At 60.1% G+C, this 16,049-nt stretch carries 9 protein-coding genes and 2 pseudogenes; 7 read left to right on the top strand and 4 right to left on the bottom strand.

Features of this window, described 5'->3' with window-relative positions; all coding sequences use genetic code 11:
* Window positions 1–415: 415 nt before the first annotated feature.
* The gene (locus tag AC5RWT_RS26135; protein ID WP_494082731.1) at window positions 416–2,173 is read left to right on the top strand and encodes a glycosyltransferase; all 1,758 of its coding nucleotides are present in this window, start codon (window positions 416–418) and stop codon (window positions 2,171–2,173) included.
* A 272-nt stretch (window positions 2,174–2,445) separates the two neighbouring features.
* Here AC5RWT_RS26135 and AC5RWT_RS26130 read toward each other — a convergent pair.
* Window positions 2,446–2,553 (bottom strand): annotated as a pseudogene (locus tag AC5RWT_RS26130) (IS110 family transposase); the annotation flags it as partial.
* A gap of 789 nt (window positions 2,554–3,342) precedes the next feature.
* Here AC5RWT_RS26130 and AC5RWT_RS26125 point away from each other — a divergent pair.
* Window positions 3,343–6,114, top strand: a complete 2,772-nt coding sequence (locus AC5RWT_RS26125) for a GH25 family lysozyme (protein ID WP_494082730.1) — start codon at window positions 3,343–3,345, stop codon at window positions 6,112–6,114.
* A 42-nt stretch (window positions 6,115–6,156) separates the two neighbouring features.
* The gene (locus tag AC5RWT_RS26120; RefSeq protein ID WP_494082729.1) at window positions 6,157–7,362 is read left to right on the top strand and encodes a CDP-glycerol glycerophosphotransferase family protein; all 1,206 of its coding nucleotides are present in this window, start codon (window positions 6,157–6,159) and stop codon (window positions 7,360–7,362) included.
* Here the strand turns inward: AC5RWT_RS26120 and AC5RWT_RS26115 are convergent.
* Both AC5RWT_RS26115 and AC5RWT_RS26110 read right to left on the bottom strand, forming a co-directional pair.
* Entirely contained in the window at window positions 7,359–10,706 is a 3,348-nt protein-coding gene (locus AC5RWT_RS26115) for a CDP-glycerol glycerophosphotransferase family protein (protein WP_494082728.1), read from the bottom strand. The two genes, AC5RWT_RS26120 and AC5RWT_RS26115, sit on opposite strands and share 4 nt — an antisense overlap.
* A gap of 92 nt (window positions 10,707–10,798) precedes the next feature.
* Complete coding sequence (locus AC5RWT_RS26110) at window positions 10,799–12,082, bottom strand: Stealth CR1 domain-containing protein (protein ID WP_494082727.1); 1,284 nt, start codon at window positions 12,080–12,082, stop codon at window positions 10,799–10,801.
* A 537-nt stretch (window positions 12,083–12,619) separates the two neighbouring features.
* Here AC5RWT_RS26110 and AC5RWT_RS26105 point away from each other — a divergent pair.
* The 4 genes and pseudogenes from AC5RWT_RS26105 (at window position 12,620) to AC5RWT_RS26090 (ending at window position 15,247) form a co-directional block, all read left to right on the top strand.
* Entirely contained in the window at window positions 12,620–12,913 is a 294-nt protein-coding gene (locus AC5RWT_RS26105; protein WP_494082732.1) for a transposase family protein, read from the top strand.
* Window positions 12,914–13,005: 92 nt separating this feature from the next.
* Window positions 13,006–14,274: pseudogene (locus tag AC5RWT_RS26100) on the top strand (IS110 family RNA-guided transposase).
* A 264-nt stretch (window positions 14,275–14,538) separates the two neighbouring features.
* On the top strand, window positions 14,539–14,952 hold the full coding sequence (locus AC5RWT_RS26095) for a transposase (RefSeq protein ID WP_494082726.1): 414 nt from the start codon (window positions 14,539–14,541) through the stop codon (window positions 14,950–14,952).
* A gap of 127 nt (window positions 14,953–15,079) precedes the next feature.
* Entirely contained in the window at window positions 15,080–15,247 is a 168-nt protein-coding gene (locus AC5RWT_RS26090; RefSeq protein ID WP_494082725.1) for a hypothetical protein, read from the top strand.
* A gap of 373 nt (window positions 15,248–15,620) precedes the next feature.
* Here AC5RWT_RS26090 and AC5RWT_RS26085 read toward each other — a convergent pair.
* Window positions 15,621–16,049, bottom strand: a 429-nt coding sequence (locus AC5RWT_RS26085; protein ID WP_494082724.1) for a CDP-glycerol glycerophosphotransferase family protein, incomplete at its 5' end; no start/stop codon positions are given.

Raw genomic sequence — 16,049 nt, 5'->3', positions numbered from 1 at the left:
GTAGGCGACAAAGGACAAACCGCATTCTACTCCTCCGGCAAGTAGCTTGTCATTAGGATTGAGATCAGATTCTATTTGAGCACCCACGCTCGCCCGCCCACGATTCGTCTTTTAGCCATGACGGGTTCGATAAGTAGATCTCGACCGGTCCAATCAGCGGAGCGTCCTGGATTTCCAGTGGGCTCAACATTTGATGTTGATCAGGATTTCGAGGTCTTAAGTTCGTCGATGCAAGAGACAAACAAAGAAAAAAATTAGGATACATGCCGGTTGGCCACGCAACTTGCTCTCACATGCATAGGCGCGCTCCGATCGAACTTCCACACCTAGCTTCATAGTTTGGTGCTCGTCGTAAATAATTGAGGTATTAATGTTCCCAAAAAGACCCCTATTGCCAGATGTGCCTATTTATATCATGATGGGTGGCATAGGCGAATCCTTTGGCGGGGTGACAAGCGTTGCGCTTCAACGCAGCACCGCGTTCTCTGAAATCGATAATAGATCTATCGAGTTGCTGACGACTTCGACTATTCATGAGGTGGATCCGGCCGAACGGCAGAACCAGCTCATCGAGGCTGGGCGTCTAGGTAAACGTGTGAGGTTCAGAAACGTCTGGTTCGACTTGAGCATGATGCCCGACACAGAATTGGTGAAGTTAAGCGGGGGGATCCGCGAGTCCATTGATGTCTCAGCTGACCTGCTTCCCTATGGAGGAAGAAAGGAAACCTCGCGTGTTAATTCAGAGGGTCTTGTGCTCCAAGTCGACCGGTTCCGAAGGGACGGCAGCAGATACCTCATGGACCGGCGCGATATGCGATACAGAGGCAGGCCGGGTGGACGACTCCTCACTGCATTTTCTCGAGAGGGAGAGGTTGTAAAGCAGTGGGATGGGTCTAGGTACGTCACAATCTCTTGGCTCGATTGGTTAACTCAAGACAATCCGGCCGTTATCATTGTAGACTCTGCGAACGTGGCGGACATGATGCACGAGTACCGCCGCGATAAAGTTGTCGTCGTTCACGTCCTACACAGCAGCCATCGGACTCCTCAACAGGACGGCGGCGACGTCTTAGCGGCCAACGGAATTCCCAAGTTCAGTCAGTTAGATTCATTCGACCTCGTATCGACGCTCACAAGTCGCCAGCACGATGACCTGGTTCATGAAGCGCTGGTATCCGACAACCTGGTAACTATCCCTAATATGACAACCACTCCACCTATCAGAAGGATACGCCGGAGAAATCCCCGACATGGCGTGGTTCTGAGCCGACTTGCTCCCGAGAAGCGACTTCACCACATGGTGCAGGCTATCGCGCAGTCAGTAGAAGGTGTCCATATCGACGTTTACGGTCACGGTGATCTCGGAGCTCGGTTGAGAGAGCTGGTAACGAGTTACGACCTAAATGACCGCATCTCCTTGCGCGGTTATGATCCTCACGCTCGCAAGCATTTTAGAAGCGCGTCATTTAGTCTGCTCACGAGCAGTTTCGAAGGCCAGGGATTAGTTCTCCTCGAGAGTATGGCTAGGGGTTGCATCCCCATTGCATACGATATCAAGTATGGTCCGTCAGATGTCATTTCTCACGGTGTAAATGGTATTCTTGTACCGAATGGCGACGTTGCTGCTCTGGCCCGAGCGATTGATCACATCGCTTCCATGGACCCCAAGGAGCTTCTGAAGATGCGCCGCGCAGCCGTGCAACGGTCTGCTGACTTCTCCCCTAAGAAAATCACCTCACTCTGGGGTAAAGCTCTCAAAGATTCTTTGGACAAGAAACAGCCGACCAAACAGGTATCGGGAAGTGCGACACTAATCGACATTACGGTCAGTGACAGACAGGCGAGGGTCCACATTTCTCTAAGCGACAGCTTTGGAAAGACTGAGTGGGCAATGGTGAGTTGGCTCGGCCGAAGGAAAAAGTCTTACGGTCGTATACGGGCCGATATTATCCACGGTGAGTCTGGTGTTTTATTGTCCGCGGTTCTTCCCGTCGATTCCATCGCTGAATCAAAGGATCCTGTAGTCAACTTGTCTGTGGATCTTAGAGTCGAAGGCAACGCTGTGCGCAAGGGAATCGCAACGGGAGAAGTTAAACTGCCGGTCCGCGTTAGGGATGTGGATTTCTACTCAACGGCCTACGGCAACTTCAGTGCCAGAATCGATACCAACTGAACAGTTCACGGTCAAAGGTGCCGTCTGGCCCACCACTGCTGGCGTCACCTTCACCAATATGCGCAAAAGGATTCTTCCACGGCACGGGATGGCTTCCGGCAGCGTCGAATCTCCTGACCCTTCTATGGTGCTGTCAAGCACCATGGCGTGTTTTTCGAAGGGGCGCAAGCCTCACCATACGATGTATCGTTTAAAACTCAGTTCCATTTCCCGGTGATTCTTCCCCTGTTAGCTTTGCTTCGCGACGTAGGTTCCGTTTAGACATGGCTGCGCATCCGCGTCCTGACGCTCACATCGAGTGCGTCGTTGAGGTGTAGATCACCGCCTGGATTGAGCCGATGCCGACTCGTGTTTCCAGAAGAGGCCGGCAGGGGGCGCAGCGCGGGCGCTACTGGCCTAGGAAGGAACCGGCCCGTATCCTGAGCTTGAGCTGCACGATCCGCGTGCCAGAACGCCGGCAAAGCGGCAACGCCGGCAGCGTACCGGTTTCGCCGTCCAATTCCGGCCTCGTTGTCCGAGACCAGCCGCCCCGACACCGCGCCCAGTCCTGCAGCAGTTCCCACATGCCGGCCAGCAAATCCCCGATCATGAGGGTCGGGATCATCCTGGCCATGATGAAACGCGAATACGAGCAGGTCATCACCAGCACCGGGAACGCCCGCGCGTGATCCTGGTTTCGGGGAAGACCATTCGCATTGGATCTGGTCTCCGGGCTCGATGCTGATTCTGTGGGCAGGATCGACCGGGGCGTACTCCGCCCGGATTCTGGCCAAGTTCCCCCAACCAAGCGGCGGACCCGAACCAGCCGATCGGTTCGGCGATCACTGAAGCAGGCATCCGCTGTCTGTCCTTCAGCAGGTCCCGTCTCCGCCGCTCCGCAGCACGGATACTCGACGTTGCGCGCTCAGCTGACGACGAGGGCGGAAACACCTTATGGGACACCGCGTTTCCGCGCGTCCTGCTGCTAACGTTTAACCCACTCGCCCTGAGCCAAAGCTTCGAGAAAGCGATTCCAAAGCTGCGGCCTCTTTGACCGGCCCTTTTGTGCCCTACGTCCGGAGCAATCCATGCCCAGCTTCCGCAGCCCCGCAGCCTCTCCCAGACGGAACCAGCGAGCCACTGCTCGTCTGGCCAGCGCAACCGCCGTCGTAATGGCGGTAGGACTCCTGATGGCCCCCGGTGCATTCGCCCAGGACGTGCGGCAGCCAGCACCGGACTCGCAGCCGGCGTCGACACCTGACGGTGCCCTGCTGCAGGCCCCCGCGGCCACTGGCCCGGATGCGGCGTCACCTTCCCCCTCACCTTTGGCGCCCGGCGACTCGCCCGGCAATGAACCCTGGATCGACGACGGCACCGGACAGACGCCGGGCTTCGAACAACCGGCTGAGGGCACACAACCATCCTCCCCCGCCGCTGCCACGGAAGAACCGACAGCCCAGCCCTCCCCCGACGCCGGCGACCCGACCCCGACCGTAAACGAACCGGAATCCGTCGAGGTGCCGGTCGAGGAGCTCAGCCAGGAGCAACTCCTGGAGCTGCTGAAGACCCTGCAGGGCGAACACGGCGCCGACATGGGCCAAGGTCTCCAGCAGCGTCGGGAGCGTGAGCGTGAACTGAAACAGCCGGAAGTGCTGGCAGAACTCGACGCGCAACTCGAAGTTCTCGATATTGAACGCACTAGCACCGTCGTGCCAGCGGCAGTCCCCATGCTCAACCGCAACAAGTGGAGGCCCAGCGGGGTCCAGGGCATGGACGTCAGCAGTCACCAGCCGAACGTCAACTGGAAAACCGAGTGGAATTACGGGGCGCGGTTCGCCTATGTGAAGTCGACCGAGGCCTTGTTGTACAAGAACCCGTTGTTCCCATCTCAGTACGCCGGTTCATATAACGTCGGCATGATCCGCGGCGCGTACCACTTCGCCATCCCCAACGTCTCGTCGGGCAAGGCTCAGGCGAACTACATGGTGAACAACGGCGGCGGCTGGTCCGCCGATGGAAAGACCCTGCCGCCCCTGCTGGACATCGAATACAACCCCTATCCGGAACTGGGCAACACCTGCTACAGCATGTCTCCGAGGGCCATGGTCAACTGGATCAGGGACTTCTCGAACACCATCAAGGCCCGCACCGGCCGCCTCCCGGCCATCTACACCACAGCGGACTGGTGGAACAAGTGCACCGGCAAGAGCACCGCCTTCAAGAACCACCCGTTGCACGTCGCGCACTACACCACCGGCACCCCCTGGCTGCCGGCCGGCTGGAATTCCTACGACATTTGGCAGTACAGCTCAACGGGCCCCTACTCGGGCGACTCGAATGTGTGGCGGGGTTCCTACACCGACTTGAAGAACTTCGCCTACAACCGGACCGTCACGTGGGATAGCACCCAGCGCTCCGCCGCTCCGGGCGACTTGAACCGGGACGGCAACGGCGACCTGCTCTCACGCCGGCGGGACGGCTCGCTCTGGTTCTACCCCGGCAACGGCGCCGGCGGCTACAAGGCGCCCTTCCGGATTGGCGGCGGTTGGCAAATCTACAACCTGCTCATCGGGACCGGAGACTACAACGGCGACAAGCTCGGCGACCTACTGGCTCGGCAGACCGACGGCTCGCTCTGGCTGTACAAGGGCAAGGGCGACGGGACGTTCCAGCAGCGCGTGCGCATTGGCAGCAGCGGCTGGAACGGCTTCACCCACATCATCGGCCCCGGCGACCTCAATCGCGACGGCACCAACGACCTGCTCGCCCGACGGTCCGACGGCACGGTTTGGCTGTACGCTGCGCCCGGCGACGGGCAGCACGGAAGCCGTACGCAGATCGCCAGCGGTTGGGGCAGCTACACCAAACTGGTCGCGACCCGGGACTTTACCGGCGACGGGCGGGTGGACGTCCTGGCGTCCAAGGGAGACGGGACCCTGTGGTTGAACCAAGGAACCGGCAAGACTGGAACGGGCACCTTTTCAGCTGCCCGCAAGATCGGCTCCGGAGGCTGGGAGGCATTCTCGGACATCCTCGGCACGTGGGACAACGACCGGGACAAGAAAAACGATCTCCTCACCATCAGCCCCGATGGCTCGTTGGGCTTCTACAAGGGCACCCAGATGGTCGACTTTGAAGGCTACAACGCCAGGACGCTGGTCAGCAGCGTCTGGAAGCAGTTCGACACCGTAGTCACTCCGGGCGACTTCACCGGCGACGGCCGCAGCGATTTGATCGGCCGCAAGGCGGACGGCACCCTGTGGCTGGTGCGCGGGACCGGCAAGGGAACTTTTGGCACGCCGGAGCGGATTGGGCGCGGCTGGCACATTTACAGCTCCATCATCGGGATCGGCGACTACAACGAGGACGGCAAGAACGACATCGTAGCCCGTCAAACTAACGGAACCCTTTGGTTCTACGCAGGCACGGGCACCGTCAGCACTTCCAGCGAAGGCTATAAGCGCCGGGTAAAGATCGGCACCGGCGGGTGGAACCAGTTCGCGACCCTGGTAGGCACGGGCGACGTTAACCGTGACGGCAAGAACGACCTGCTCGGCGTCGGCGCCGACGGAACCGCGTGGCTGTACGCCGGTCCGGGCAACGGTCAGCATGGTTCGCGCACCCGTATCGACACGGGTTGGCATTACTCGCAGATTGTTGGCGTCGGCGACTATGACCGCAACGGCACCATCGACCTGGTGGCCAGTAAGCCCGACGGCACTCTCTGGCTGCGGCAGGGACGCACCTCCAAGACTGCTTCGGGAACGTGGTTCAACGCCGAGCGGCAGATCGGCAGCGGCGGATGGCAACAGTTCAAGCAAATCCTCGGACCCGGCGACGCCACCTCGGACAACAAGGTGGACTTGCTGGCCACAACCGGTGCCGGCGCCATGTGGCTCTACCGGGGGAACGCCATGACCAACGACGGCTATGCCAAACGGCGCAACGTGGGGAAGCTCTAAGCTGTTTAGGTAGGTCCACCCCTCCGACGTCAGGATTCACTGTTGCCCATCGCGTCCCGCCTTCAGCTTCTCGCCGCCCGGATTTTCACCGAGGCCAATAGCGTGCTGACGGAACGCCGCGTGCGAACCCGGCTGGCCGACGCCAACAGGAACGCCGGCAGCCGGTTCGACTGCGTCCTGTACTTCGCTGACGGCCCGGACAGCGCCTACCAGGTTCAGCAATGGCTGGCGCCCATGGCAAAGCTGGCAGAGCGCCACCGGGTCGCGGTTCTGGTCCACCGGCCAGCCACGGCCGCGACACTGCTCCCTGATTCACCGCTGCCGGTGTTCCTCACCAAGGGTATTGCCGAGGTGGAGGCGTTCATCGCCCGTGCCGGTACGCGGGTGGTGTTCTACGTCAACAACAACCGGGACAACTTCACGGTCCTCCGCCTCCCAGGGCAGGTGCACGTGCATCTGAGCCATGGGGAGAGCGACAAGGTGTCCATGGTCTCCAACCAACTGAAGGCTTACGACTTCGCTTTCATCGCGGGCCCTGCCTCCCGGGAACGCATCCTGGCCGCCCTGCAGCGGTTTGATGAGTCCCATCTGGTGGAAGTGGGACGGCCGCAACTGGACTTCGCAATTGCTTCACCGCAAACCGAGAACGACGGCGGGCGCCTCACCGTCCTCTACGCCCCCACGTGGGAAGGGGATCGCCCCGCCATGGCGTATGGCTCGCTGGCCAGCCATGGCCGGGAAATCGTTGGCTCTGTCCTGGCCGATCCCCGCTACCGGCTGGTCTTCCGACCGCATCCGCGAACCGGCAGCCGGCTCTCCTCCCACCGAATCGCACTGACCCAAATCGCCGGCATGATCACCTCGGCAGAGAGGACGTCATCGGCTGGCCACCGGGTTGACACCTCGGCTGATTTCTCTGCTTCGATGGCCGAGGCGGACCTGTGCATTTGCGATATCTCTGCCATGGCCTTGGATTGGCTTCCCAGCCGGAAGCCCCTGCTCATGACGAAGCCTTCGGAGCCGGGCGCCCACGTCGATGCCCAGGGCGTGGCCGCCAAGATCAGGCTCATCGACGAGTCCGAGGCCGCACGGACGCCGGCGCTGCTGGCCGAAGCCGCGGAGACCGGAGTGCTACCGGAGCAGCTCGAATTGATCGCACATCACTTCGGCGACATTTCCCCGGGTGCGAGCACCGAACGGTTTATTGACGCCGTGGAAAAAATACTCGCCGGGGAAAGACTGTACTAAGACAACAAGCGGTCAACGACGCGGCCCGCCGCATGCCCGTCGTCGCGGGGGGCGTACTTGGAGACGAACTTCTTCAACTTCAGCTCGCGAACCGAATCGCTTGAGCGGCTCTCGTCGATCGCATCGAAGAGTTCGGACTCGGTTCGTACAACTGGACCGGGCAGCTCGGTGTAATCCAGATAGAACCCACGTAGTGTGTCTCGGTAGTTCTCCAAATCGTAGGCATAGAAGATTACCGGCCGCTGTAGGATGGCATAGTCAAAGAAGACCGAGGAGTAGTCAGTAATCAATGCGTCGCTGGCCAGAAAGAGCTCCTGTATCTCCGGAAAATTGGAGACGTCGTACACGCAGTCTCGCACGCTCTCCGGTATCTCGACCGCCTCGCTCACCAGTACATGCATGCGCAGCAGAAGTACTGTGTCCTCCCCGAAGCGTTCCCTGAAAGATTCTAAATTGAACGGCAGGTTGAAGTGGAAGCGCCCCCTTCCCGCCGGATGGTCGTCTCGAAACGTCGGGGCGTAGAGAATGACGCGTTTGTGGGCGGGAACGCCGAGCTTTCGCCGGACGGCGGCAGCGCGCGTCTGCACATCGGGCCCAACAAGGATGTCGTTACGTGGGTAGCCCAGCTCAACAACGTCTCCGGTGTAGCGAAATGCGCTCCGGAAAGCTTTGGTGGCATAAGGGCTAGGTGAGAGGAGTGTGGTCCATTGGCCCACTGCCTCGTCCACGCGGGATATGTAGCCCTCGTCCCGGCCGTGTATAGCGTCCAAGTCATGCGCCATTTTCTTCAGCGGTGTGCCGTGCCAAGTCTGGATGAAGACCCCGTCCTTGCGGCGGCGGAAGTAGTGGGGAAAGTTCTGATTGTTGATCCAATACTTGGCCTTTGCCAAATACCAGAAGTAACTCGGCGAGAGCCGCTTGACCACCGTCGTGTAGGGATCTGAAGTGGGGAGCTTCCCTTGGTAAATCCACACCTTCCGTCGGGTATCTCCGCGCCGAACCAGTTCCTCATAGATGTATCGGGGGCTGTCCGCGTACTGTTTACCGAGCCCAGACTCGAACACCATCAGGTCCTTGTCCATCGGCGTTTTCTCCACTGCGGTGAACAGGCGCCGCATAGTTGGGAAGTAGAAGCGGCTGCGGCGGAACCTACTGAACAACCGCTCGACGAGTTCCGGATCGATGGCTTTCCTCCATTGCGGTTCGGCGGGGCGGGCTTCCGCCACAGCATCAAAAATGCGCCGACAGTTATTAGTGTCCTTGAAGGTCAGGAACCTTCGGGACCTGGCTGCGTACTCTGGCGTGGTCGTGCATCCGCGGGAAAAGGTGGCTTCGAGGTGCTCCAGCACCGCCGCACGGCTGAATGCAATTTGTCCAGGCAGTTCCTCGTCCAAATCTAGGTGCGAACCCTGCGGTCCTAGGAAGCGTTCCCGGTCGAACTGGAAGTAGTGTACCGGCTTTTCGAGGAAGCTAAAGTCGAAGCCTACGCTCGAATAGTCTGTGAGCAAGACACCGCTTTGCTTGAGCAGATACTGGACGTCGATCTCGCCTTGGGATATGACGCGCGCGGGCGCCCCGGCGAAGTGGTGCCTGAATTGCTGCATATTGGGGTGCAGGCAGAAGACCACCTCGGCGTTCTGCTTCTCGACAAGGGCACGTAGGCGCGGATCATTGAGGAGCGCGTCCCACTCCTTGAAGTACTCGGACTCTTCAAACAGGTCCGGATCCTGCAACCAGTCCCGCCACGTTGGAAAGATCAGGATCTGGTTTGGCCGCACAGTGACGTCGCCCGCAAAAAGTGCATCGAATCGGGATAGCCCAGTGACCAGGACATCCTTGGGCGCATAGCCAAAGTCGCTGACGATGTACTCTTTCTCCCGTTCGGAACTAACCACGAACAGGTCGGTATCGAAGCCCGGAGCGCTCTTTCCGTAGTTGGGGACCATCCACTTGGTTCCCATCACACCATGCTGCAAGAACACCTTAACGCCGCTCACTGCCTTACGAAACTGCGGCAGCCAAGTGGGATATAAGAAGTCAGGGTGGTGCGAACCAATGAACCGTTCGGCCCGCAGTGCCAGATAAAAATGTGTCTTTGAGCGGTATTCCACAACGTGGTCTAGACCGCTCAGGTTGCGTAGATCAAGTGACGACGGGTCGATAACGTAGTAAGCGTCTACTTCGGGATGCTCCCGGCGCATGTAACGGAAAAAGTGCAGCCCGGTGTCCTGGGCTTTGTAAGGCCTCTCGCCCACCAGCCACACACGCTTCCGTTTGCTTCCCCACTCCGGCCACTTCGCTTTGCGCGACCGTCGCTGAAGGTACTCGAAGGCATTCGTCGCTAGCAGTTCAATGTGAAAAGAGGTGTTTTTCGCCTTGAAGGTGTAGTAAGGCGTGATGGCTAGAGTCTTGTCTCCACGCTTTTGCCAACCGGGGCGGGTAAATTTGCGGATGAGGTAACGAGTGTGTCCTACGCGGGCACGCTGCGGCTCCGCATCCGGGGGAACTTGTACGTGGAGCCATGCGTCGAGGATCTCGTCCCGAGCCAGGTCCTCATCGGATAAGGCACCCAGATTCAGTCGCGCGCGAACCTTGTATCTATGCAGTCCAAACTTCCGCCGGGTTGTATCTACGTCGAGCGAAGCTTGGGCTGGGGCAGAGTAATGCGCTGCACTCTGCCTCCCAAGCAGCACTAGGTCAACAGCCTCGGCTTCACCGTGGCGGGTGACCAAAGTGGCTTGCAGGTCGACAGTGCCGCGTCTAACTGTCAGCCGATGGACGTAGACAGCGTTATAGGGCTTGAGCGGTTTGTTTATCGCCAACGACACCAGACCATGCTGGTTGACGTACGGTTCAACCGTGTTCTCATGAACGAAAGCTTTGCGCAGGGGCCCCACCTCGGTCTCAGTGAAGCGCCCGAAGGTCGCCCACGCTACCATGGCCGTGTCTCCGGCCAGCGTACCGTCCGTAACTTTTGACCGTAGGTCGGCGAACCGCCAGCCGTCCGTCCCTGCTATGTTGGACGACGGCCTGTCCTCGTGAATGTTGGTGCTGAACTTAGGCAGATCACTGGCTGCGGCTTCGAATTGGACGAAGAGTCCCAGAATCCCCCCGTCCGCCCTCAGCGCGGGGACAGCCGCCACCGCAGTTTCGATGGCGGCCGCCAGATCTATCCCCACGTTATAGCTTCGCGCGGCGCGTCCCTGTGAATTGGAAGATTCCTGGACTTCCGCTAGCTTCATCCACGTGCCGTCGGCGTCCCGGCACCACAGCGAGGTAGGCCGAAGGAGTGCAGACACGCTGAACCTTGCCCTCAGAAGGGTGTCCTGCTGTTCAAGCTGCATGGTATGGAAGTCCTCGCGCGCCGCTCCCCCGCGCCTGCCGGTTATCAGGCGGACGGCCGAAAAGGCGCCTCTAAGGCTGCCGGAAGGTGATGTCATGGCGGTTCGCTTTCGAAAGTACTTGCGACGGGGAAGTATGCGTCCAGAAAGCTGAGGGTGAGTGCGTCCACCTTTCGAGTATCGATTCCGGTGCTGTCCACCTCGTTGAGGCAGAACATGTCCGCATCCTTGCGCCGCAGCAACCGCAAGAGCTTTGCCTGGGCCGACGGATCGTTGATGTCACAGTAGCGGTAAGACAGCTTCCCCGGAACTGCCGCACCTATGGCGAAACCGAAGTAGTGGGCCAACGATGATGCAACGGAAAGGTCGGCTGGATCCCTGAACTTGCTCTGCTGCGTCCGCAACAGCTCCTGCGGATATTCCTGTTCTAGTCGCCACAAGGTGCTGATTCTCTCTGGATGGGCGACATGCTGGAACTTGTGCTCCACAGTTTGCTCGAAGGCCCTCTCCAACAGTGCGCGGTTGTTTTTGGCCGCGCTGTCCACCGGGAGGTCTTCTGCCGAACGCGGTGAGAAATCTATGGTTTGATCGGACAGGAAAAACTTGGTCAGCCCGTTGCCGTGGAAAAACAGTTCCGGTCTTACCGGTCGGCCGAAAAACACGTCGTCATTCATGTATAGGAAGTGTTCGTTAAGTCCGTTTATGTGATGCAATTGGGACTCGATGGCGTGCGAATTGAAGGTTGGCAATGCTGTGGCATCGGAGAAGATGTCCCGATGGTCCACAACGGTGATCCGGCTGTTAGAAGTACTGAGCCACTGCGGCGTCTGTCCCGCCGTGACCAAGTAGACGTGATTGATCCACGGCGCGAAGTAATCCAGTGACCTGAGCGAATAGCGCAATTCGTCACGCGAGGCATAGCGGGCTATGTTAGCTGCTGTTTTGTTGCGCCGCGTGGAATCGTGGCTCGTCTCCGCCTGCGCTTTGCTCTGCCGCCACTGCGGGTCGTTACCGTCCACCCAGGTGTAGACCACGTCGATCGGGAAGTTGACAGAGGTCATCATCTCCATCTCCGGTCGCCCAGCCTCGCGCGGCACCAGTGTCACCCCGGCATGCGGCCCGCTCAGGCACCTGCTGGCGTGCCCCACTGCTTCGAAGATGACTGACGGCGCAGGCGGCCAATCGGCAGTCACGCGCCGAGTTTCGCCGTTGGACTGAAAGAAGAAGGGGCGGGTGCCGACCGCAGCGGCGATCGCTTGAGCGGCCGATGTCCACTGTTCTGCGGGGACATCCACCACGGTTGGGATCCCGCCTTCGGTGCGCAGCACCCTGTGCGCCGCCTGCACCGTTGCAAGAGCGTCGAGAATGACGGCGGACACCTCCTCCGCTCCGCGACGTGCAGAAAACTGGTTCACGCTTCGTGGACCCGCATTGGACATGACCGGAGACCGGGTCGTGGAGGAGCGAACTGGAGCGGTTAGCGTCTGAAGCATGTCCCTCGGGGAAGCGCCTCCGCTGAACGCACGGAAAGCTGCACGGATGATGCTCTGCGGAACAACCGCTGCTACACGGCCCTTGAGTCCGACGCGCATGGGCTCCTCTCCCGCAGCGTTCCCGCTGCTCCACGGCCATTGGTACCGCCACGGTTAGGCGCCACAACTGGATTAGCTTAGCAACGCTCCCTGTGGATTATCGGGACTTCGCGGTTCGCGGGGAATCAACCCCGTGTCTTTGATAGCAGCAGGGCCCTGTGGCCCTGCTGGGATGAGTGAGTCTAAGCATTCACCTTTAACAGGAACCAAGGACCTTTGAACGAGCCTACCCGGGGTGGCAGTCGATGCTGCCACCGCCATCTTCAACCTGCCCGATTTTCGGGTCATCGATACAGGTCCTGCTCCTCGGCCAGCGGCATCACGGTGGAATCCGAACTGTGGCCCGGCTGTCCGGACTGCGGCACCGTCTCAACCAGACGGAAGGCCAGGCGTCTGCCGCGGCTGCGGGATATTCCGGTCGCAGGCCCGGTGCAGGTGTTCTGGAACAAGTACCGGTGGCTCTGCGATGAGCCGGACTGCAAACGCAAGTCGTTCAGCCAGGCCACAGACCCGGTTCCGCGTTGCCCCGTTACCTTTTTCGTAGCCCGTTCCTCGGAGAGGATATGGGTGTGCTGGCCTGATGGCCCCGGCATGATTCCTGCCCCCAGTCGACCATGATCCGGGGGGGTGATGTCACCGGGGCCAGAAGGTGCCGGAGATATCGCTGATAGGGGCCGGGCAGTTAGTATTCGAGGCCGTTTGTAACGTGGATGCCGAGCTCTGACACCGCAACCAAGCAGCACCTGTGGCCCTGTTACTACTGCTGGAAGGAAACGCGTGATCAAGAACCATGCCGAGGTCGATGTCTTCCTCGGAGTCGATGTCGGCAAGGGCGAACACCATGCCGTGGCCCTGGACCGGGACGGCAAGAAGATTTACGACAAGGCGCTGCCGAACGACGAAGCCAAAATGAAGGCCGTCATCGAGAAGCTGGCCACGCACGGATCCATCCTGTTCGTCGTGGATCAACCGGCCACCATCGGCGCGTTGCCCATCGCGGTCGCCCAGGCCACCGGCGTAACCGTCGGTTATCTGCCGGGCCTTGCCATGCGCCGTATCGCCGACCTTCACCCCGGTGAAGCGAAGACCGATGCCCGGCCCGCGGCCATCATCGCCGAAGCAGCCCGCACCATGCCCCACACACTGCGCTCCATCCAGATAGCTGATGAGCAGGTAGCCGAGTTATCCATGCTCTGCGGATTCGATGACGATCTGGCCAAACAAATCACCGCAACCAGTAACCGGCTGCGCGGCCTGCTGACCCAGATCCACCCCGCCCTCGAACGCGTGCTCGGACCCCGCCTGGACCATCCGGCAGTACTGGACCTGCTCCGCACGTGGCCGACCCCCTCAGCATTGGCTGCAGCCGGACGCAAACGGGTCACGGCACGGATGAAACGGCTCGCCCCGCGCATGTATGCGCGCGCCTCGCGGAGGAAATCTTCGACGCCCTCGGCCAACAGACCGTGACCGTGGTCGGCACCAACGCCGCAGCCGTCGTGCTGCCGCAGCTGGCCGGCATGCTCGCGGACCTGCGCGCTTCCCGCGACGCCATCCACGTCCAGGTCGAGGCCCTCGTGGAGGACCACCCTCTTCACTCGGTCCTGAGCTCTATCCCGGCGGTCGGGATCAGGACCGAAGCACGAATACTCACCGAGGTCGTCGGTAAGGAATTCGCCACCGCCGGGCATCTGGCCTCCTACGCCGGCCTGTCCCCGGTGACATGGCGCTCAGGCTCCTCAATCCGCGGCGACCACTCCTCACGAAGAGGAAACAAGGTCCTCAAACGCGCACTGTTCCTCTCCGCATTCGCCGCGCTGAAAGACCCGCTCTCCCGGGCCTACTACGACCGCAAACGCGTCCAGGGCAAAAAGCACAACCAAGCCCTCATCGCTCTCGCCCGCAGACGCTGTGACGTCATCTTCGCCATGCTCCGCGACGGAACAATCTATGAAGCGAAAACACCCGCTGCTGCTTGACGAAAACCATAGGGGCACCCCCCGGCTGAAGGAGTCGCTGGTTTCCGCGCTCATCGATTCCCGCCGAGCTGTGTTCGAGGCAGCCCGCGCCTTCGGGGTGTCGTGGTGGCTGGTTCGGGAAGGGATCAACTTCCCCTGCGACCAAAATTGCCGGATGTGAACGCGCTCAGACCTAACTACCTAGGCATCGACCAACACCCGTTTCGGTCCGAGCGCTATCTTCAGGGATCCGAATCAAAGACCTGGGCCAGGTACGAGCCGTCGGTGACCACGATCGTGGACCTAGACACCGGACAAGTTCTGGGCGTGGTCGACGACCGGATCACCAGGGCGTTGGTGAATGGTGATGGCTCGGCGTCTGGAGGGGAGATTGGGCGTGCAAGTGGTGGCCATCCGCTTGCTGGCGGCGTTCCCCAAAACGCTGCGGTGTGGCTGCCCCGCACGGCTGGCTGCGTGGACCACTTCCATCTGGTGACGCTCGGGAAGAAAATGCCCACCCAGGTAAGGCAACGCCCGGCGCAGGGAACGAAGGGCAGGCGCGGCCGGGCCAAGGATCAGGTCTCGGCCAACCGCATGCTGTTGCTAAAGGCGGACCAGAAGCTCTCCAACCGGACCCGGAACCGGTTGCAGATCGTGTTCGGCGTCAACGATCCCACCGGCAAACTGCAGGCCGCGTAGGAAGTCAAAGAACAACTGCGCCTCCTGTTAAGGACCGGTTCCCTCGCCGATGCCGCCAAAGACCATCTGGGGCGGATGGTCGAGCGGGACAACGGGAAGCCAACCGACTCTGCTACACAATATGCCGGTGGTGGAAGAGTTCGAAGTGCTAATCGTCACCGGCGCGACGACGCCCAACGTTGAATCACCCAACGTCAGCGTAAAAGCCAGAAAACGCGTTGGCAACGGCTACCGGAATGCAGTTAATTACCGATCGCATATCCGATTGACCAGCGCAGCCTGGACGCCAGCATAAACACTCAAACACAGCAGATCGTCCTCCACGAACCGCGAAGACCCGGTAACGCGGCAGTCATCGCCGCCGCGGCCCGCACCATGCCTCACACGTTGAGCTCGATTGCGGCCTCGAATGAGCAGGCGACAGAACTTTCGATGCTCTACGGCTCCGATGATGGTCCGGGCGGCCCGGCAACCTCAGCTTCCAACCGAATTCGGTGGCGTGATCACCTAGATCCCCCCGGGTTGAAGCGGGCCGTCGGCCCCGCATCTGGATCGCCCGACCATGGCGGTACTGCGGTTCGAATGCTCGACATGACATGCCCTGCCATGCGCGGGGCGACTGCAGAACTCCTCGCCCTGCACAAAACCAGAAGGATATGTCCTGCCCCTTAAAGCAATTGATCAACGGCCCGAGCAGCAGCGTGACCATCATCGCGCGGAGCAAATCGCGCGGCGAAATCTTGAATCATCTTCTTTTGACTGACAGAGAGCTCTTTAAGTTCCTCAATGGCATCGAACAAATCGCCTTCCGTTCTTACGATAGGACCAGGCAGCTCAGAATCGTAATCTAGATAAAACCCGCGCAAGTTATCGCGGTAATTTTCCAAATCGTAGGCGAAAAACGCCATTGGCCGGCCAAGGATCGAATAATCAAAAAACGACGAGGAGTAATCGGTCACCAGCATGTCGCTGGCCAAAAACAGTTGCTGAATATCCGGATACGCCGACACGTCCATGACAGATCCACGAGCTTCTTCAGGAATAGAAAGCTTGCTGCTCACAAGTACGTGCGTTCGAACCAGCAAGACAGTGTCTTT

It is taken from the genome of Arthrobacter sp. Dra40, from assembly GCF_059091905.1.
Note: the sequence above shows the minus strand (reverse complement) of the source record. Positions and strands in the feature narration are given on the sequence as shown.